18 protein-coding genes are annotated in these 19,175 nt (G+C 66.4%); 12 read left to right on the plus strand and 6 right to left on the minus strand.

Annotated elements, in window-relative coordinates; all coding sequences use genetic code 11:
• Window positions 1-240: 240 nt before the first annotated feature.
• On the minus strand, window positions 241-759 hold the full coding sequence (locus tag QMX85_RS19425; protein ID WP_090224712.1) for an Hcp family type VI secretion system effector: 519 nt from the start codon (window positions 757-759) through the stop codon (window positions 241-243).
• 407 nt (window positions 760-1,166) lie between these two features.
• On the opposite strand from QMX85_RS19425, the gene hexR reads away from it, so the two are divergent.
• The 3 genes from hexR to QMX85_RS19440 all read left to right on the plus strand — a co-directional run bounded on the left by hexR (window position 1,167) and on the right by QMX85_RS19440 (window position 3,644).
• Complete coding sequence (hexR, locus tag QMX85_RS19430) at window positions 1,167-2,033, plus strand: transcriptional regulator HexR (protein WP_090224714.1); 867 nt, start codon at window positions 1,167-1,169, stop codon at window positions 2,031-2,033.
• 83 nt (window positions 2,034-2,116) lie between these two features.
• Window positions 2,117-3,364 (plus strand): ubiquitin-like protein, encoded by a 1,248-nt coding sequence (locus QMX85_RS19435; protein ID WP_282343651.1) that lies wholly within the window; start codon window positions 2,117-2,119, stop codon window positions 3,362-3,364.
• A 76-nt stretch (window positions 3,365-3,440) separates the two neighbouring features.
• On the plus strand, window positions 3,441-3,644 hold the full coding sequence (locus tag QMX85_RS19440) for a hypothetical protein (protein WP_282343653.1): 204 nt from the start codon (window positions 3,441-3,443) through the stop codon (window positions 3,642-3,644).
• Here the strand turns inward: QMX85_RS19440 and QMX85_RS19445 are convergent.
• The gene (locus QMX85_RS19445) at window positions 3,598-4,548 is read right to left on the minus strand and encodes a LysR family transcriptional regulator (protein WP_282343654.1); all 951 of its coding nucleotides are present in this window, start codon (window positions 4,546-4,548) and stop codon (window positions 3,598-3,600) included. The genes QMX85_RS19440 and QMX85_RS19445 overlap by 47 nt on opposite strands.
• Window positions 4,549-4,755: 207 nt before the next feature.
• Between QMX85_RS19445 and QMX85_RS19450 the strand changes: the two genes are divergently transcribed.
• The 4 genes from QMX85_RS19450 to QMX85_RS19465 all read left to right on the plus strand — a co-directional run bounded on the left by QMX85_RS19450 (window position 4,756) and on the right by QMX85_RS19465 (window position 9,153).
• Entirely contained in the window at window positions 4,756-6,171 is a 1,416-nt protein-coding gene (locus QMX85_RS19450) for an acetyl-CoA carboxylase biotin carboxylase subunit (protein ID WP_090224721.1), read from the plus strand.
• A gap of 60 nt (window positions 6,172-6,231) precedes the next feature.
• Complete coding sequence (oadA, locus tag QMX85_RS19455; protein ID WP_282343656.1) at window positions 6,232-8,040, plus strand: sodium-extruding oxaloacetate decarboxylase subunit alpha; 1,809 nt, start codon at window positions 6,232-6,234, stop codon at window positions 8,038-8,040.
• 127 nt (window positions 8,041-8,167) lie between these two features.
• On the plus strand, window positions 8,168-8,560 hold the full coding sequence (locus tag QMX85_RS19460; protein WP_282343657.1) for a hypothetical protein: 393 nt from the start codon (window positions 8,168-8,170) through the stop codon (window positions 8,558-8,560).
• Window positions 8,561-8,715: 155 nt separating this feature from the next.
• Window positions 8,716-9,153, plus strand: a complete 438-nt coding sequence (locus QMX85_RS19465; protein ID WP_090224725.1) for a CBS domain-containing protein — start codon at window positions 8,716-8,718, stop codon at window positions 9,151-9,153.
• A gap of 56 nt (window positions 9,154-9,209) precedes the next feature.
• On the opposite strand, the gene QMX85_RS19470 is transcribed toward QMX85_RS19465, so the two are convergent.
• From QMX85_RS19470 to QMX85_RS19485, 4 genes are all read right to left on the minus strand, one after another.
• Window positions 9,210-10,310 carry a polyamine ABC transporter substrate-binding protein gene (locus tag QMX85_RS19470; protein WP_282343659.1) on the minus strand — a complete coding sequence of 367 codons (1,101 nt, stop codon included), beginning with the start codon at window positions 10,308-10,310 and terminating at the stop codon, window positions 9,210-9,212.
• 50 nt (window positions 10,311-10,360) lie between these two features.
• The gene (locus QMX85_RS19475; RefSeq protein WP_282343661.1) at window positions 10,361-11,389 is read right to left on the minus strand and encodes a histone deacetylase family protein; all 1,029 of its coding nucleotides are present in this window, start codon (window positions 11,387-11,389) and stop codon (window positions 10,361-10,363) included.
• Window positions 11,390-11,530: 141 nt separating this feature from the next.
• Window positions 11,531-12,541: an AraC family transcriptional regulator gene (locus QMX85_RS19480; RefSeq protein ID WP_282343662.1), complete on the minus strand. Its 1,011-nt coding sequence runs from the start codon at window positions 12,539-12,541 to the stop codon at window positions 11,531-11,533.
• 66 nt (window positions 12,542-12,607) lie between these two features.
• Window positions 12,608-13,459: an NAD-dependent epimerase/dehydratase family protein gene (locus QMX85_RS19485; RefSeq protein ID WP_282343664.1), complete on the minus strand. Its 852-nt coding sequence runs from the start codon at window positions 13,457-13,459 to the stop codon at window positions 12,608-12,610.
• Window positions 13,460-13,643: 184 nt separating this feature from the next.
• On the opposite strand from QMX85_RS19485, the gene exbB reads away from it, so the two are divergent.
• The 5 genes from exbB (at window position 13,644) to recG (ending at window position 19,105) form a co-directional block, all read left to right on the plus strand.
• Window positions 13,644-14,633, plus strand: a complete 990-nt coding sequence (exbB, locus tag QMX85_RS19490) for a tonB-system energizer ExbB (RefSeq protein WP_282343665.1) — start codon at window positions 13,644-13,646, stop codon at window positions 14,631-14,633.
• A 3-nt stretch (window positions 14,634-14,636) separates the two neighbouring features.
• Complete coding sequence (exbD, locus tag QMX85_RS19495) at window positions 14,637-15,059, plus strand: TonB system transport protein ExbD (RefSeq protein WP_090224732.1); 423 nt, start codon at window positions 14,637-14,639, stop codon at window positions 15,057-15,059.
• Window positions 15,056-15,793 (plus strand): TonB family protein, encoded by a 738-nt coding sequence (locus tag QMX85_RS19500; RefSeq protein WP_282343667.1) that lies wholly within the window; start codon window positions 15,056-15,058, stop codon window positions 15,791-15,793. Before exbD ends, QMX85_RS19500 begins: the two co-directional genes overlap by 4 nt.
• Before the next feature lie 310 nt (window positions 15,794-16,103).
• Complete coding sequence (locus QMX85_RS19505) at window positions 16,104-17,033, plus strand: hydrogen peroxide-inducible genes activator (protein ID WP_090224735.1); 930 nt, start codon at window positions 16,104-16,106, stop codon at window positions 17,031-17,033.
• Entirely contained in the window at window positions 17,030-19,105 is a 2,076-nt protein-coding gene (gene recG, locus QMX85_RS19510; RefSeq protein WP_273234837.1) for an ATP-dependent DNA helicase RecG, read from the plus strand. Before QMX85_RS19505 ends, recG begins: the two co-directional genes overlap by 4 nt.
• The last annotated feature ends 70 nt before the right edge of the window (window positions 19,106-19,175 follow it).

Here is a 19,175-nt window from a genome sequence, read left to right on the forward strand (position 1 = left end):
TGACCAGTTCCAGGTCGAAAGCATAGGGCGTGGAAAGCGCCTCGCGACCCTGGAACTCGAGCACCTGCAGGTCGTGCGCCTGGCCTTCGAGGCTCAGTGTGAAGTGCGCGGTGTTGGCCGCTGCGAACATTCCCTGTCTCCCGGTGATGCGAATGGCGCTCTGCGTGTAGGCCTCGCTGGGCGAGCGGCAGAGCGCGCCGGAAAAGGTGCCAGGGCCAGTCCATGCCCCGGCGATCGGATTCAGGCGGCGATCGGCGTGCGCCAGTCGTCGGAGCCCGAGGTGCCGGACACCTCGTGGGTCCAGACGATCTTGCGGTAGGTGAAATAGACGTCTTCGAGATGGGTGAAGTGCGACAGGTTGGGGTCCTGGCAGTTCGGCATCCGCGATTGCACGTCGACGATCACCGCGTCCTCCAGCTCGATGGTGAAGTAGTGCTCCTGAGTGCCGGTGGAGGAGGTGCGGTACCACTCCAGTCGGCACTTGCTCAGCCGCTCGCCGGAGGTCAGCGAGTTGAAGATCAGCGGCGACGATTTGTCGAAGACCTTGGTGATCATCAGCGGCTTGTGCACGCGCTGGCCGGTCGGCTGGCCGGATTGCGGGTCGCGCGGGATGATCACCTGGTGGTTGAAGGCCTGGACCAGGATCTGGTCCTCGTGGCCTTCCTGGAAGATGTTGCCCACCGAGTCCTCGGTGAAGGTGCCGGCGGTGATCAGGCCCTGCTTGGTTCCTTCGAGGGACAGATACGCGGGGGTTGGCATGAGTGCTCTCCTTGCTGTCATGGACCGGTTGGCCCGGGAGCACCTGCTCTAACGAAAAACGTGCCAGGCGAGGAAATCTCTAGCCTTATCAGGCGCTTGTGGACTCGTGCGGCGAAACAGCGGTTTTGTCGATGGCAAAGCCCGCTCCAGCTGCGCAAAGCTCTGCCGAATCCCCGGCAGTGCGTTGCGCAATTGCCGGATACACGCGGCCCACGGCGCCTGGCGGGTTCGGCAGAGCGCTGGGAGCACCACGCCTGCGCAAGAAGCTGCACAGGAGCCGAGAGCGCCCCATGGAGGCGTACTACACAGATGGAAGCCGCACCGCGACTGGGCGCGAAGACTTTTCATGTAGTATAACTACAAGAACACTACAGCCCCGACCACCCGATCCCGAACGAGTCCTGCCTGTGAACCTGTTGCAGCACATCGCCCAATCCCGCCATCTCCTGCGTAAATCGGAACTCAAGGTCGCCGACCACGTGCTGCTCGATCCCGCCGCGGTGATGCACAGTTCCATGGCCGATCTCGCCCACGACGTCGGCATCAGCGAACCGACCATCGTGCGCTTCTGCCGCGCCATCGGCTGCAACGGTTTCCAGGACCTCAAGCTGAAGCTGGCGCAAAGCCTGGCCGCCGGCGCCAGCTTCGGCCAGTTCGCGATCCATGAGGACGACTCGGTCACCGACTTCAGCCTGAAGATCTTCGACACCACGCTGCACACGCTGATGGAAGTGCGCGAGCACCTCGATCCGCAGGCGCTGCAGCGCGCCATCTCCGCCTGTGCGCAGGCGCAGCGCGTGGAGTTCTACGGTTTCGGCGCATCCGGTGCGGTGGCCGCCGATGCCCAGCACAAGTTCTTCCGCCTGCTGCTCACTGCTGCCGCCTATTCCGACCCGCACATGCAGGCAATGTCGGCGGTGACGCTCAAGCCCACCGACGTAGCGGTGTGCATCTCGCAGTCCGGGCGCTCCAAGGACCTGCTGATCACCGCCAACGTGGTTCGCGAGAGTGGTGCCACGCTGATCACTCTGTGCCCGAGCCAGACGCCGCTGGCCGACCTGGCGACCGTCAACCTGGCCATCGACGTGCAGGAAGACACCGAGATCTACACCCCACTGACCTCGCGCATCGCCCACCTGGTGGTGATCGACGTGCTCGCCATGGGCGTGGCGATGGCGCGCGGCCCGGCGCTGGTGAACCATCTGAAGAGCGTGAAGCGCAGCCTGAGAAGTCTGCGCCTGTCGCCGAAGACGACAAAGCAGCAGGGCGAATAGTCAGGCACCTTTGTTCTGGTTCCAGTGGTATCACTTTGCTACTGTTCACGGCTTCCTGACCCCGCCTCTCCGGATGTTGCCCCATGCCTCACGTTCTCAAACGTTCTCTCTCCCTGCGCGCCTTGCTGATGGTGCTGGTGTGCGGCCTGGCCACGCCCGCGTTCGCCATGCAGGTTTTCGTCAAGACCCTGACCGGCAAGACCATCGCGCTGGAGGTCGAGCCCAATGACACCATCGAGAACATCAAGGAGAAGATCCAGGAAAAGGAGGGCGTCGCGCCGGAACAGCAGAGGCTGATCTTCGCCGGAAAGCAGCTCGAGGACGGGCGCACGCTTGCGGATTACAACATCCAGAAGGAATCGACGCTGCATCTCGTGCAGGTGCAGGTCCAGGTGCAACCGAGCGGGCTCGATGGACTGCGCCGGCAGGCCAGCGGAGTCCCCAGCCTGGCGATTGATTCGGCTGTCCTGGTACTGAGTGGAAACCACGGTCATCCGCTGGATATGCGCGTAGCCCCGGGCAAGCAGAACTGCGCCTGGCTGGCCGGCGACTGGGGTGGCGATGACCTGAGCGGCACCGGCGACACCAGCGGCGCCGCGGAGGTGGGTGGATGCCAGCGCCTAACCGAGAGCGGTGCCCAGTTGGGTCTCGCGGTCGGCAAGACCCGCGCGCAGGACGGCCATGCGGGCCCCGGCTCCGTGAAGCAGCGCGGCGAGTATCTGCTGCTGGAATTCATCGCGCCGGTGATGGCCGTGTCACCGAATCTGTGGTCGACGCTGACGGCGTACTACAACCATGGCGAGGCCGATACCCGGCGCGAGTACTCGACCCTCCTCGGCGCCGAGACGTCCAGCGCCGACCCCAAGGTCGATACCTGGGCGTTGCGCGCGCGCCTGGACTGGGAGCGTCTGTGGCAGCCGATGGGAGTGGAACTGTCGCCCTATGCGGACCTGAACTACGTGCAGGCGCGGGTTTCTTCGTATGACGAGAAGGGCGGTAGCCAGGCGATGTCGCTGGCCACGCGCGAGCAGACCGTCTCGGAAATGCGCCTGGGCCTGAACGCCCGGTATCCGCTGGCCGACCATCTCGAGTTGCTGGCAGGCTTCGAAGGTGTTCGTCGGGTGCAGGATGACGCCGATGACATCGACGCCTACTGGGGAGCGCAGCGTTTCAGCTTGCAACAGGCTTCGGACGACCGCGCCTGGGTGCGTGCCCAGCTCGGCGCCGCCTGGCGGATGCAGGAGAACCGGGTAGCGCTGCTGTTCAACGCCACCAGTGAAGGCCAGCAGCCCGCACGTTGGATGGCGCTGAGCTGGACGGGCTCCTTCTAAAGCACTGACGCTGTCGCCAAACCGTCATTTACACACAGGATACTGGTGCTCCACACGTCCAAGGGGAGTACCAGCAATGCTCAGTCAGCCCTCCACCCTCGACAGCAAGAACCGCCGCAAGCAGCTCGACCAGCGGCGCATGGAATTCCGCCGTGCCATCGAGGCCTATTCCGAGCAGCGCCTGCTGCAGCAGGAGCTCGATGCCTACCCCGACCTGATCGCCCTCAACGCCCTCAGCGGTTCGCTGGCCGACCGCCGAAGCGCGCCGCCAGCGCACTGATCCTCGCCCGTTCGCCGCGGACGAAGGCGAAGAAGGTCTGCGCCACCGGCGACAGGTACTTGCCGCGCGGATGCACCAGGCACCAGCTGTGCATCAGCGGCAGTTCGCGCACCGGCAGCTCGCGCAGCAGGCCGCCTTCCAGCTCGCGGCGCACCGCGTGGCGGGGCAGCAGCGCCAGGCCGAGCCCGGCGATCACCGCTTCACGTTGCGCCTCGGTGGAGCTCAGCTCCAGGGTCTGGGCGAAGTGCGCGCGCTTCTGGTGGAAGTAGTCCTCGCAGGCCTGGCGCGTGCCTGAGCCGGTTTCGCGGATCAACAGCGGCCAGGGCGTCAGGTCCTGCAGCGTCAGCGAGGCCTCGGCGCACAGCGGATGCCCGGCCGGAGCCACGGCGACAATCGGGTTGTCGAGGAACGGCAGGAATTCCAGGGAGCCGTCCTGCGGCACCTGGGACATGATCAGCAGGTCGTCGCGATTGGCCGACAGCCGTCGCACCGCTTGGGCATGGTTGATCACCACCAGTTGCAGACTGACTTCCGGATGGCTCTCGCGGAACGCCGCGAACAGGTGCGGCACGAAGTATTTCGCCGAGGATTCCACCGCCAGTTTTAGCTGGCCCTGCAGCGAGCCTTGCAGGTCGGACAGTTGCATGTCGAGGCTTTCCAGGCGCCCGAAGATGTCCAGGCTGGCGCGCTTGAGCGCTTCCGCGGCATCGGTGAGGTAGAGCTTCTTGCTCACGTAGTCGAACAGCGGCTGGCCGATCAGCTCTTCCAACTGACGAATCTGCAGGCTCACCGCCGGCTGGCTCAGCGACATTTCCTCCGCGGCGCGGCTGTAGGAGCGCGTGTCGCACACCGCGTTGAATACCTGGAGCTGACGCAACGTCATGCGCATCAAGGACTTACGCATCTATTCCGACCTCTTTCTAGGCGCGCTGGGGATTACTGTTCTCTCCAATGAGCAGAAAGATAAGTCATTCCTAATAGCTGACCCAACAATTATTGATTTTTGCTGATCGGTGATCCGGCGTAGTGTTGCCGCAAGACCGCTACATGAAGTCCGGTCGCACGCCGCCCACACGCTGGGCATCTGTTCACTGGGTCGAGGAAGACACGCGTGATCAAGAAAATCCTGATCGCCAACCGCGGAGAGATTGCCGTCCGTATCGTGCGCGCCTGCGCCGAGATGGGTATCCGTTCGGTGGCCGTCTACTCCGAAGCCGACCGCATGGCGTTGCACGTCAAGCGCGCGGACGAGGCGCATTTCATCGGCGATGATCCGCTGGCCGGCTATCTGAACCCGCGCAAGCTGGTCAACCTGGCGGTGGAAACCGGCTGCGATGCGCTGCATCCCGGCTACGGCTTTCTCTCGGAGAACGCCGAGCTGGCGGAAATCTGCGTAGAGCGGGGCATTCGCTTCATCGGTCCGTCGGCCTCGGTGATCCGCCGCATGGGCGACAAGACGGAAGCGCGGCGTAGCATGATCAAGGCCGGCGTGCCGGTCACGCCGGGCACCGAGGGCAATGTCGCCGACCTCGCCGAAGCACTGCGCGAAGGCGAACGCATCGGTTATCCGGTGATGCTCAAGGCCACGTCCGGCGGCGGCGGACGCGGCATCCGCCGTTGCAACTCGCGCGAGGAGCTGGAGCAGAACTTCCCGCGGGTGATTTCGGAGGCGACCAAGGCGTTCGGCTCGGCCGAGGTGTTCCTCGAGAAGTGCATCGTCGAGCCGAAGCACATCGAGGCGCAGATCCTCGCCGACTCCTTCGGCAACACCGTGCACCTGTTCGAGCGCGACTGCTCGATCCAGCGGCGCAACCAGAAGCTCATCGAGATCGCCCCGAGCCCGCAGCTCACCCCCGAGCAGCGCGCCTACATCGGCGACCTGGCGGTGCGCGCGGCCAAGGCGGTGGGCTACGAGAACGCCGGCACCGTGGAATTCCTGCTCGCCGACGGCGAGGTGTACTTCATGGAGATGAACACCCGGGTGCAGGTGGAGCACACCATCACCGAGGAAATCACCGGCATCGACATCGTCCGCGAGCAGATCCGCATCGCTTCCGGGCTGCAACTGTCGGTGAAGCAGGAAGACATCCAGTACCGCGGCTTCGCCCTGCAGTTCCGCATCAACGCCGAGGAGCCGCGCAACAACTTCCTGCCCAGCTTCGGCAAGATCACCCGCTACTACGCGCCCGGCGGCCCCGGCGTGCGTACCGATACGGCGATCTACACCGGCTACACCATCCCGCCGTACTACGACTCCATGTGCCTGAAGCTGATCGTCTGGGCGCTGACCTGGGAGGAGGCGCTGGCGCGCGGTTCGCGGGCGCTGGACGACATGCGCCTGCAGGGGGTCAAGACCACCGCCACCTACTACCAGCAGATTCTCGAAGACCCGGAATTCCGCAGCGGCCAGTTCAACACCAGCTTCGTCGACAACCATCCGGAGCTGCTGAACTACTCGATCAAGCGCAAGCCGGGCGAGCTGGCCCTGGCCATCGCCGCCGCCATCGCCGCCCACGCCGGGCTTTAACGAATCGTGCCCGGCCTGGGCCGGGTCGCCGCGGATCAGCGGCCAGAGGGAGAATCAGAGATGAGCAAGAAGATCACGGTCACCGATACCATCCTGCGCGACGCCCATCAGTCGCTGCTCGCCACGCGCATGCGCACCGAAGACATGCTGCCGATCTGCGAGAAGCTCGACCGCGTCGGTTACTGGTCGCTGGAAGTCTGGGGCGGCGCCACCTTCGACGCCTGCGTGCGCTTCCTCAAGGAAGACCCGTGGGAGCGCCTGCGCCAGCTGCGCGAGGCGCTGCCCAACACGCGCCTGCAGATGCTCCTGCGCGGGCAGAACCTGCTCGGCTATCGCCACTACAGCGACGATGTGGTCGAGGCGTTCGTCGCCAAGGCCGCCGCCCGCGGCATCGACGTGTTCCGCGTGTTCGACGCGATGAACGACGTGCGCAACCTGGAAACCGCGATCCGCGCGGTGAAGAAATCCGGCAAGCACGCCCAGGGCACGCTCTGCTACACCACCAGTCCGGTGCACACGGTCGACGCCTTCGTCGCCCAGGCCAAGGCCATGGAGGCGATGGGCGTGGACTCCATCGCGATCAAGGACATGGCCGGCCTCCTGACGCCGTTCGCCACCGGCGACCTGGTCAAGGCGCTCAAGGACGCCTCTCCGCTGCCGGTGTTCATCCATTCCCACGACACCGCCGGCGTCGCCAGCATGTGCCAGCTCAAGGCCATCGAGAGCGGCGCTGACCACATCGACACCGCCATCTCCAGCATGGCCTGGGGCACCAGCCATCCGGGCACCGAATCGATGGTCGCCGCGCTGCGCGGCAGCCCCTACGACACCGGCCTCGACCTGGCGCTGATCCAGGAGATCGGTGTGTACTTCTACGCGATCCGCAAGAAGTACCACCAGTTCGAGAGCGAATTCACCGGCGTCGACACCCGTGTGCAGGTCAACCAGGTGCCCGGCGGGATGATTTCCAACCTCGCCAACCAGCTCAAGGAGCAGGGCGCGCTGAACCGCATCAACGAGGTCTTCGAGGAGATCCCGAAGGTGCGCAAGGACCTCGGCTACCCGCCGCTGGTGACGCCCACCTCGCAGATCGTCGGCACCCAGGCGGTGTTCAACGTGCTTGCCGGCGAGCGCTACAAGACCATCACCAACGAGGTGAAACTGTACCTGCAGGGTCGCTATGGCAAGGCGCCGGGCGTGGTCGACGATAAGCTGCGGCACCTGGCGATTGGCAACGAAGAGGTCATTGACGTGCGTCCAGCCGACCTGATTGGGCCGGAGCTGGACAAGCTGCGCAAGGAAATCGGTGCGCTGGCCAAGAGCGAAGAGGACGTGCTGACCTACGCGATGTTCCCCGACATCGGCCGCAAGTTCCTCGAGGAACGCGAAGCCGGCAACCTGGTTCCCGAAGCGCTGCTGCCGATTCCGGAAGCCGGCGGCGTGGCACCGGTGAGCGGCAAGGGCGTGCCCACCGAGTTCGTTATCGACGTGCACGGCGAGAGCTACCGCGTCGACATCACCGGGGTCGGCGTCAAGGGCAGCGGCAAGCGGCACTTCTACCTGTCCATCGACGGCATGCCCGAAGAAGTGGTGTTCGAGGCGCTCAACGACTACGTCGCCGGCGCCGACGGCGGCCGCAAGCAGGCCAGCGCGCCGGGCGACGTGAGCACCAGCATGCCGGGCAACATCGTCGACGTGCTGGTCAAGGAAGGCGACACGGTCAAGGCCGGTCAGGCCGTGCTGATCACCGAGGCGATGAAGATGGAAACCGAGGTGCAGGCGCCCATCGCCGGTACCGTCAAGGCGGTGCACGTGGTCAAGGGCGACCGCGTCAATCCGGGCGAAGTGCTGGTGGAAATCGAAGGCTGACAACTGCCGGGGATGAAAAGGGAGCCTTTTGGCTCCCTTTTTCTTGTGCGCCGGAATGCCATCGGTATACTCCGCGCCCGCCGGGCTGGGACTCGGCGTTTCCCTTCCCACAAAAGGAATTGTCCGCATGCCCTTCCTGCGCATCGCCCTGTTGCTCTGCCTCGCCCTTCTCACCGGCGCCTGCTCCACCAAGGCCTGGTTCAAGTTGCCCGAGCAGAGCACCCTCGCCATCAACGAGCGTCCCCAGCAGTACCACCAGGGTCTGATCAAGGTTCGGCCGTTCTTCTGGAACCGCGCCGGCGGCGTGCCCTACACGCTGACCAGCGTCACCGGTTCGACTGAGCGCGGCCGTCTGCGAGCGCGCTTCCGCCCGGCTTCGATCTTCTGGCCGCCCTTCGCGATCATCTACTGGCCGATGGGCTTCGGGCAGCGTTGCTACGACATGACCGGCGCCACGCCGAGCCTCTGCAGTCCCGATGATCTGAAGGCGCTGAAGAAGGCCTACCGCGCGGCGCGCTGAGCCGCCGACGCGGCTGACCTCCTGGGTTTGGAGCGCGTACGCGAATTTTCTCAATCGCGTCGATGCGTTATGTCGCTTTGAACTGGCGCGCTGGCTACGGAATGCTATGACCAATACAGCCAGCCGCCGGCGTGGGCGAGAACAGGGAGAATCCAATGAAAAGCGTTGCGCAAATTCTCAAGGGCAAACAGATCCAGAGCATCCACACCATCGCGCCCGAGGACACCGTGCTCGACGCGCTCCGGCAGATGGCGGAGAAGAATGTCGGCGCGCTGCCGGTCACCGATGTCGACGGCCGCCTCGTGGGCATCGTCAGCGAGCGCGATTACGCGCGCAAGGTGGTGCTGCAGGGGCGCTCCTCAATCGGCACGCCGGTCAGCGCGATCATGACCTCGGCGGTGATCACCGTCGATCCGCGCCAGGACATCAAGGAATGCATGCAGCTGATGACCGAGCGCCACCTGCGCCACCTGCCGGTGATCGAGGAGGGGCGGTTGATCGGCCTGCTGTCGATCGGCGACCTGGTGAAGGAGATCAACGCCGAGCAGGAAAGCCTGATCCAGCACCTCGAGGGATATATCCGCGGCGAGTGAACGGCGTCGGAATAAAAAACCGGCCAGTGGCCGGTTTTTTCATGTGTCGAGAACGATCAGGTCCCGGACTTGATCTTGGTCCAGGCGCGGGTGCGCTCGCGTTCGGCCTTCGCCGGCAGCGGGCTGACCGTGTAAAGCGTCTTCTGCGCGTCGGCGGTGGGCGTCAAACCGACGTTCTCGCTGATTTCCTTGCTCACCAGCGGCATCGAGTCGGCGTTCGGGTTCGGGTAACCGAGGAAATCGCTGATCGGCGCGATCACCTTCGGATCAAGCAGATTGTTGAGGAAGGCGTGGGCTTCCTCGACGTTCTTCGCGCTCTTCGGAATGGCGAAGGTATCGAACCAGATCGGCGCGCCTTCCTTCGGCAGGCGCCAGTCGACCACCACGCCATTGCCGGCTTCCTTGGCCCGGTTGCCGAACTGGTAGAAGCTTCCCGAGTAGCCCACCGCGACGCAGATGTCGCCGTTGGCGATGTCGGTCATGTACTTCGCCGAGTGGAAATAGGTGACGTAGGGGCGGACCTTGAGCATCAGCTCGGTGGCCTTCTTGTAGTCATCCGGGTTGGTGCTGTTGGGGTCCAGGCCCAGGTAGTGCAGGGCGATCGGCAGGATTTCGGTCGGCGAGTCGAGCATCGCCACGCCGCAGGCCTTGAGCTTCTCCATGTTCTCCGGCTTGAACACCAGGTCCCAGCTGTCCACCGGCGCGTCGTCGCCCAATGCGGCCTTGACCTTGGCCGGGTTGAAGCCGATCAGCACGGTGCCGTACATGTAGGGCACGCCGTACTGGTTGCCCGGGTCATTGGAGTCGAGCAGCTTGAGCAGTGCCGGGTCCAGGTGCTTCCAGTTCGGCAGCTTGCTCTTGTCGAGCTTCTGGAACACGCCGGCCTTGATCTGGGTTTCGAGGAACTGGTTGGACGGCACCACTAGGTCATAGCCGGAATTGCCCGTGAGCAGCTTGGCTTCGAGTGCCTCGTTGGTATCGAAGGTGTCCCAGATCAGCTTGATGCCGCTGCCCTGCTGGAAGTCCTTGAGGGTCTGCGGAAGGATGTAGTCCGCCCAGTTGTAGACGCGCAGTTCACGTTCGGCGGCGTGTGCCGCGCCGGCCAGCAGGGTCGCAGCGCAGATCGCGCTGCCGAGCAGGCGATGGATCTTCTTCATGTTCTTCCCCCTAATGAAATGAACTCCCAACATCGAATCGCCGCCTGTGGTCAGGCGCCTTCGAAACCTTCCAGCACATTCACCGCATTGATGCCGATTTCCTCCACCGCGTAGCCGCCCTCCATGACGAACAGGGTCGGCTTGCCGAGACGCGCGATGCGTTCGCCCATGCGCAGGTAGTCCGGGCTGTCCAGCTTGAACTGCGAGATGGGGTCTTCCTTGAAGGTGTCCACGCCCAGCGACACCAGCACCACCTCGGCGCCGTAGGCGGCGATCCGCTCGCAGGCGCTGTCCAGCGCCGCGCCCCAGGCGGCCCAGGCGCTGCCGGCGGGCAGCGGCAGGTTCAGGTTGAAGCCCTCGCCGACGCCATCGCCGGTTTCGTCGGCATAGCCGAGGAAGAACGGGAACTCGAAGCGCGGATCGCCATGGATCGAGGTGAACAGCACGTCGTCGCGCCCATAGAAGATCGACTGGGTGCCGTTGCCGTGGTGATAGTCGACGTCGAGGATGGCGACGCGCTTGCAACCGGCATCGAGGAAGGCCTGGGCGGCGATGGCGATGTTGTTCAGGTAGCAGTAGCCGCCCATCAGGTCGGCCGCGGCATGGTGGCCCGGCGGGCGGCAAAGGGCGAAGGCGCTGCGGGCGCCGCCGGCCAGGTGCTGGTGCCCGCTGAGGGCGACCTGTGCGGCGCTCCAGGCGGCCTGCCAGGTGCCGGCGGTGATCGGTGCGCCACCGTCGAAGCTGTAGTAGCCGAGCTGGCCGTGCAGGTTGTCCGGTATTACCCCGCGCAGGGTGCGCGCCGGCCAGGTGAAGGGCATCAGGTCGCCCGGTCGGCCCATCGCCGCCCAGCGTGCCCAGGCGCCCTCGAAGAATTCCAGGTAGGCGCGGTCGTGGATGCGTTCGATCGGCGCGCGACCGAAATCGGTGGGCGCGATGACCTCGCCGAGGTTCTGCTGGCGCACACGCTGCAGCACATGGTCGGCGCGCGAGGGCATTTCAAAGCACGGCTTCAACTCGCCGTCGATCAGTTCGCAGCGGCCGTGGTGCAGGCGGTGGTCGTCGCTATAGACGGTCAGCATGGTGTCGTTCTCCCGGCGATGGCTGCGTTCCAGTGTCCGGTGATTGGGCGCGCGAGGAAACGTGCGGAGCGGCCAAAAAGGGATCGATGTGGCCACAGGATGGGGCCGCGGCTGCCCTCTCCCGGTGCGCGGCGGTGCTGGTCAGCCGGCCGCCGCGGGATGCCGGAAGCGACTCGGCGTGGTTCCGCTCCAGCGCTGGAAGGCATGCCGGAAGCTCGCCGTCTCGCTGTAGCCCATGGCTTCGGCGATGCGGTGGATCGGCAGGCGCTCCTGTTCCAGCAACTGTCGCGCATGTTCGTAGCGCAGCTCGTCGAGCAGCGCCTGGTAGCAAGTGCCGGCGTCCTGCAGATGGCGGCGCAGGCTGCGCGGCGAGCAGTGCAGCTGACGCGCCAGTTCCTCCAGGCCGGGCGCTCGCGGCAGAGCGCCGGCGAGCACCTGGCGGGCACGGCTGATCAGTGCCTGGCGGCAGGCGAACTCGCGGTTGAGCTGACGGCTGCGTTCGAGCATGTCGCGGTGGGTCACCGCATCGGCCAAGGGCAGGCGGCGTTCGAGCCAGTGGCGGGCGAAGCCGAAGGCGTTGCGACTGGCGTCGAAGCGCACCGGGCAGGGGAAGTTGCTCGCGTAGAGTGCGTTATAGGCGGGCGAGGCGTGCTGGAAACACGCGCCGAGCAACGGCAGCGGCTGGCCGAGGAGGTCATCGCAGATCAGCTTCAGCGAAGCCAGACAGAACTCGACGTTGAACACCTCGAGCTCGGGCAGCTCGCGGTAGCCGCTGGCCTCCATCCAGACCACGTCGCCTTCGTCGCGCAGACGCAGCTCGAACAGCGTGCCGAGCAGCGCCGGGTAGCCGAGCGCCAGCTCCAGGGCGTCACCCAGGGTGGCGGCGGACAGCAGGGTGTAACCAAGCAACCCGTAGGACGACACGTGCATGCGCCGGCCCATCTCCAGGCCGAGGTCGCAGCGCTGCGCGACGGCGTTGAGGAACACGCGGCGCTCCTGGGCGATGGCGATGCGCAGATCGGTGCGTTGCAGGTCCTGCAGGCGTATGCCGCTGCCGGCGAGCAGCGTTTCCGGGCTCATCGCGCCGTCCTGGCAGAGGATGTCGAGGGCCAGGGAGACCGCGTGCAGGGTGGTCAGGTGCGAATGCAGCATGGCGGCGACCGACAGAGGAAGGTGCTTGCCACGCAGCAAGATGCATGCCTCGCGGCGGCCGCCGGCTCAGTCGAGCATCGCCGCGTAGCCTTCGCGGTAACTCGGATAGGCCGGACGCCAACCCAGCGCCAGCGCGCGGGCGTTGCTGCAGCGCTTGCTGCCGGCGCGCCGCGACAGCGGCTGGTCCGGCACGTCGCCGACCCGAAGGCGTCCGCGCAGCCAGTCGATCACCTCGTGCAACGGCGCCGGCGTGTCGTCCACGCCCAGGTAGCAGTCGTCTAGCGGCTGACCGGCGGCGTCCGCCTGCAGCAGCGTCGCCAGCAGGTTGGCGGCGTCGTCGCGGTGGATGCGGTTGGCGTACAGCGGCGGTTCGCGGCTCGCCCGATAGCCCTGCTGGGCCTGCTCGATCAGCCAGCGACTGCCCGGTCCGTAAAGACCGGCCATGCGCACCACGCTGGTCGGGTGGCCGCTGGCGAGCGCCAGCCGCTCGGCTTCCAGCATGATCCGGCCGGTGTAGCCGGTCGGCTGGGTAGGCGAGCGCTCGTCCACCCATTCGCCGTCATGTTGGGCATAGACCCCGGTACTGGAAACGAACAGCAGGCGTCGCGGCCGCTGGTTGCGCTGCCGCAGCCAGCCGAGCAGATGGCGCACGCCGTCGACGTAGGCGTCGCGGTAGCCGGCCTCGTCATGCTGGCTGGCCGCGGCGGCGTACACCACGTAGTCGGGGGCGGCGTCCGGCCACTGCGCGGGCACGTCTGGCGCGGCCAGATCACCCTCGACTGGAAGCACCGCCGCGGGCAGTGCGGCGACGTTTCGTCGCAGGCCGTGGACGAGCCAGCCGGCGGCGGTCAGCCGCTCGCCGAGACGGCAGCCGATATCCCCGCATCCGGCGATCAGCAGCGAAGGGTGTTCGGACATCGGCGTGCTCCGCAAAAAAAGAGCAGCATAGCGGCTGCCTCGCCGCTTTCCGAGCCGGGCGACCGTAAGGGCGCGAAGCATTTCAGTTTACAAACAAGAATTAATTGCAATAATGGCAGGCCTTCCGGTCCGGCGTGCAAAACGCCCGGTAATTGCCTTTGTTTTCTTCTCAGGTCAGGCCCGCATGAAATCCATCCTCTCCAGCGCCCAGCCGTTGTCTCGCATTCTCGGCGCCCTGTTGTTCAGCCTGCTGCTGACGCCGGTTGCCGGTTTCGCCCAGCAGAGCGAAGGCACCACCAACGCCCCCGCGGCTGCTCCGGCTCAGAACGCCGCTTCGGCGGGCGACGCGTCGCAGCAGCCGGCCGTCGACGCCAGCGCGCAGCCCGCGCCGCAGGGTGACGCCGCGGCGCCGCCGAGCGATGCCGACGCCGAGGCACTGGCCGCTGCCGAGACGGAAAACGGCCTGCCGCACGACCTGTCTCCCTGGGGCATGTTCCAGAATGCCGACGTCATCGTTAAAGGCGTGATGATCGGCCTGGCCATCGCCTCGGTGATCACTTGGACGATCTGGATCGCCAAGGGCCTGGAGCTGCTGCGCGCCAAGCGCCGCCTGCGTCGCGAACTGGTCGAGCTGAAGGGCGTGCGCACGCTCAACCAGGCCGCCGAACAGGCCCGCGTGAAGCACAGCTTCAGCCAGTTGCTGATCGAGGACGCGCAGGAAGAGCTGCAGCTGTCTGCCGGTAGCAGGGAAAAGGACGGCATCAAGGAGCGCGTCAGCTTCCGCCTCGAACGCCTGGTCGCCGCCTGCGGGCGCAACATGAGCCAGGGCACCGGCGTGCTCGCCACCATCGGCTCCACGGCGCCCTTCGTCGGCCTGTTCGGTACCGTCTGGGGCATCATGAACAGCTTCATCGGCATCGCCAAATCGCAGACCACCAACCTCGCCGTGGTCGCTCCCGGTATCGCCGAAGCCTTGCTGGCGACCGCGCTGGGCCTGGTCGCGGCGATTCCCGCGGTGGTCATCTACAACGTCTTCGCCCGCTCCATCACCGGCTACAAGGCGCAGGTCGCCGACGCTTCCGCCCAGGTCCTGCTGCTGGTCAGCCGCGACCTCGATCATCTGCCGACGCCGGGCGAACGCAGCCAGGCGCCGCACGTGGCCAAGGTGGGCTGAACCATGGGCCTGCATCTGAACGAAGGGGGCGATGACCTCGTCGAGTCCCACGAGATCAACGTCACCCCCTTCATCGACGTCATGCTGGTGCTGCTGATCATCTTCATGGTTGCCGCGCCGCTGGCCACCGTGGACGTCAAGCTCGACTTGCCGGCGTCCACCGCCAAGCCCGCGCCGCGCCCGGACAAGCCGATCTACCTGAGCATCAAGGAAGACCAGAGCCTGTTCGTCGGCAACGACGCGGTCGCCAAGGAAAAGCTCGGCGCGACCCTGGACGCGCTGACCGGCGGCGACAAGGACAAGACCATCTTCGTCAGGGGTGACACCGCCGTGGAGTACGGCAACCTGATGGAAGTCATGGACGCCCTGCGCGGCGCCGGCTACCTGAAGATCGGCCTGGTGGGACTCGAGACCGTCGGAAAATGAGTCGATCGCGCACACTGTCGCTGTGGGGCGTCAGCCTGCTGCTGGTGCTCGGTCTGCATGTCGGGCTGGCGTGCTGGGCGCTGTTCTGGCGTCCGCACACGCCGCCGGTGGAGCTGCCGCCCGCGGCGATGATGGTCGAGCTGGAGCCCGCTCCGGTGAAACCGCCGCCCCCGCCGCCGAAGGTAGAGCCCGAGCCGGAACCGGAGCCCGAGCCGAAACTGGTCGAAGCGCCGAAGCCGACGATCGCCTTGGCCAAGCCCAAACCGGTGGTCAAGCCCAAGCCGAAGCCCATTCAGGAAAAACCGCCGGAGCCCAAGCCGCCGCAGCCGACCCCGGAGAAATCCGAGGAAGATGCCGAGCCGGCGCCTCCCGAGCGTGCATCCGCGCCCGCGGCATCCGAGGCGCCGAGCGTCTCGATCGCCCGGCAGCAGGCCAAGCAGACCTGGCAGAGCCAGTTACAGACGCAATTGGCGCGCTTCCAGAAATACCCGGAAGCCGCCAAGCGCGGCGAGAAGCCCGGCATCCGCACCAACAGCCTGCGCTTCACGGTCGATGCCGAAGGCCGCGTGCTGGCCTATGAGCTGGTCGGCCGCTCCGGCAACCGGCTGATCGACCGCGCCACGCTCGAAGTGATCCGCAAGGCGCAACCGCTGCCGAAGCCGCCGCCGGAGCTGCTAAACGACGGCACGATCGAGATCATCATGCCGCTGAGCTATGAGCTCAAACGCAGCTGACAACGGCGGCGCATCGGCCAGATTGCGGTGAAACGGGCCGGCCAGATACCTCCGGGCCGTGCTTGCGGCCAACGCGCGGCGGCGCGGCCCGAAGGACGAGTGAAGCTGATACCGATCATCACTCCGCGCAACCAGGCATTACCGCTCGGCCGCCCAGGCCTTGTCTGACGCCAACTCGCCAACTCGCCAACTCGCCAACTCGCCAGGTCGCCGGCCGGCTCCGGGATTCGCGGCCGACGCCCGTCGGCCATAGCGGTTGGTTCCATCGGGTGCAGCCGTTATGCTTGGCTGCACTCAATGGAAGACACTCATGACCCTCACCGAACTGCGCTACATCGTCACCCTCGCCCAGGAGCAGCATTTCGGCCGCGCGGCGGATCGTTGTCATGTCAGTCAGCCGACGCTGTCGGTGGGTGTGAAGAAACTCGAAGACGAACTCGGCGTGCTGATCTTCGAGCGCAGCAAGAGCGCGGTGCGCCTGACGCCGACCGGCGAGGGCATCGTCACCCAGGCGCAGAAGGTGCTCGAGCAGGCCCAGGGCATCCGTGAGCTGGCCCAGGCCGGCAAGAACCAGCTCGCCGCGCCACTCAAGGTCGGCGCCATCTACACCGTCGGTCCCTACCTGTTCCCCCACCTGATCCCGCAGCTGCACCGGGTCGCCCCGCAGATGCCGCTGTACATCGAGGAAAACTTCACCCACGTGCTGCGCGACAAGCTGCGCACCGGCGAGCTGGACGCGATCATCGTCGCGCTGCCGTTCAACGAAGCCGACGTGCTGACCAAGCCGCTGTACGACGAGCCGTTCTACGTGCTGATGCCGGCCGGCCATCCGTGGACCGCGAAGAAGACCATCGACAGCGAGCTGCTCAACGACAAGAGCCTGCTGCTGCTGGGCGAGGGCCACTGCTTCCGCGACCAGGTGCTGGAAGCCTGCCCGACCCTGCGCAAGGGCGAGGAAGCGGCCAAGCACACCACGGTCGAATCCAGCTCGCTGGAAACCATCCGCCACATGGTTGCCTCGGGGCTCGGCGTATCGATCCTGCCGTTCTCCGCCGTCGACAGCCATCACTACGCCCCCGGCGTGATCGAAGTGCGTCCGCTGACGGCGCCCGCACCGTGGCGCACCGTGGCGATCGCCTGGCGCGCCAGCTTCCCGCGGCCCAAGGCCATCGAAGTGCTGGCCGACTCGATCCGCCTTTGCTCGGTCGCGCGCCCGCAGGATGCCGTGCAAACGGCATGACCGAACTCGCCCAGGTCCCGGTGACTGCGCTGAAGGGCGTGGGCGCGGCGCTCGCCGAGAAGCTCGCCAAGGTTGGCCTGGAAAACCTGCAGGACGTCCTCTTCCACCTGCCGTTGCGCTACCAGGACCGCACCCGCGTCACGCCCATCGGCGCGCTGCGTCCGGGCCAGGACGCGGTGATCGAAGGCATCGTCGCCGGTGCCGACGTGGTCATGGGCCGGCGCCGCAGCTTGCTGGTGCGCCTGCAGGACGGCAGCGGCACGCTCAGCCTGCGCTTCTTCCACTTCAGCCAGGCGCAGAAGGACGGCCTCAAGCGCGGCAGTCACCTGCGCTGCTACGGCGAAGTCCGCCCCGGCGCCACCGGGTTGGAGATCTACCACCCGGAATACCGCGCGCTCAGCGATGCGCAGGACATGCCGGTGGAGCAGACGCTGACGCCGATCTACCCGACCACCGAAGGCCTCACCCAGCAGCGCCTGCGCCAGCTCAGCCAGCAGGCGCTGGCGCGTCTCGGGCCGCACAGCCTGCCGGACTGGCTGCCCGATGAACTGGCTCGCGACCACCACCTCGGGCCGCTGGCCGAGGCGATCCGCTACCTGCACCGCCCGCCGCCCGATGCCGATCTCGAGGAGCTCGCCGAGGGCGCGCATTGGGCCCAGCGGCGCCTGGCGTTCGAGGAACTGCTGACCCACCAGCTGTCGCTGCAGCGCCTGCGCGAATCGGTACGCGCGCAGCAGGCGCCGAGCCTGCCGCCTGCGCGCGAGCTGCCAGGGCGATTCCTGCGCAACCTCGGCTTCGCGCCCACCGGCGCGCAGAGCCGGGTCGGCGCCGAGATCGCCTATGACTTGGCGCAGGACGAGCCGATGCTGCGCCTGGTACAGGGCGATGTCGGCGCCGGCAAGACCGTGGTCGCCGCGCTGGCCGCGCTGCAGGCGCTGGAGGCGGGTTACCAGGTGGCGCTGATGGCGCCCACGGAGATCCTCGCCGAGCAGCACTTCATCAATTTCAGCCGCTGGCTGGAACCGCTCGGCATCGAGGTCGCCTGGCTCGCCGGCAAGCTCAAGGGCAAGGCCCGCGCGGCGGCGCTGCAGCGCATCGCCGGCGAAGCGCCGATGGTCGTCGGCACCCATGCGCTGTTCCAGGACGAGGTGAAGTTCGCCCGCCTGGCGCTGGTGATCATTGACGAGCAACACCGCTTTGGCGTGCAGCAGCGCCTGGCATTGCGGCAGAAAGGCATCGACGGGCGACTCTGCCCGCACCAGCTGATCATGACCGCCACGCCGATCCCGCGGACGCTGGCGATGAGCGCCTACGCCGACCTCGACACCTCGATCCTCGACGAACTGCCGCCGGGGCGCACGCCGGTGAACACCCTGGTGATCGCCGACAGCCGCCGCCTGGAAGTGGTCGAGCGGGTCCGCGCCGCCTGCCGCGAAGGACGCCAGGCGTACTGGGTGTGCACGCTGATCGAGGAATCCGAGGAGCTGACCTGCCAGGCGGCCGAGACCAGCTTCGAGGAGCTGACCGCGGCGCTCGGCGAGGTGCGTGTCGGGCTGATCCACGGGCGCATGAAGCCGGCCGAGAAGGCCGAGATCATGGCCGCGTTCAAGCAGGGCGAGCTGCAGCTGCTGGTGGCGACCACGGTGATCGAAGTGGGCGTCGACGTGCCCAACGCCAGCCTGATGATCATCGAGAACCCCGAGCGGCTCGGCCTCGCCCAACTGCACCAGTTGCGCGGGCGGGTCGGTCGCGGCAGCGCGGCCAGCCATTGCGTGCTGCTGTATCACGCACCATTGTCGCAGATGGGCCGCGAGCGCCTGGCGATCATGCGCGAGACCTGCGACGGTTTCCTCATCGCCGAGAAGGACCTCGAGCTGCGCGGCCCCGGCGAGATGCTCGGCACCCGCCAGACCGGCCTGCTGCAGTTCAAGGTCGCCGACCTGATGCGCGACGCCGAGCTGCTGCCGGCGGTGCGCGATGCGGCGCAGACCCTGCTGGCGCAATGGCCGCAGCATGTCAGCCCGTTGCTCGAACGCTGGCTGCGCCACGGCCAGCAATACGGCCAGGTGTGACGGCGCTCACGCGCCGCCTGCCGGGGGAGGCCGCGCTCGGCGAAAACGATGGGTATACTTCGGAACAAAT

This window comes from Pseudomonas sp. PS02288, from assembly GCF_029959715.1.
GTDB lineage: Bacteria > Pseudomonadota > Gammaproteobacteria > Pseudomonadales > Pseudomonadaceae > Pseudomonas_O > Pseudomonas_O kuykendallii.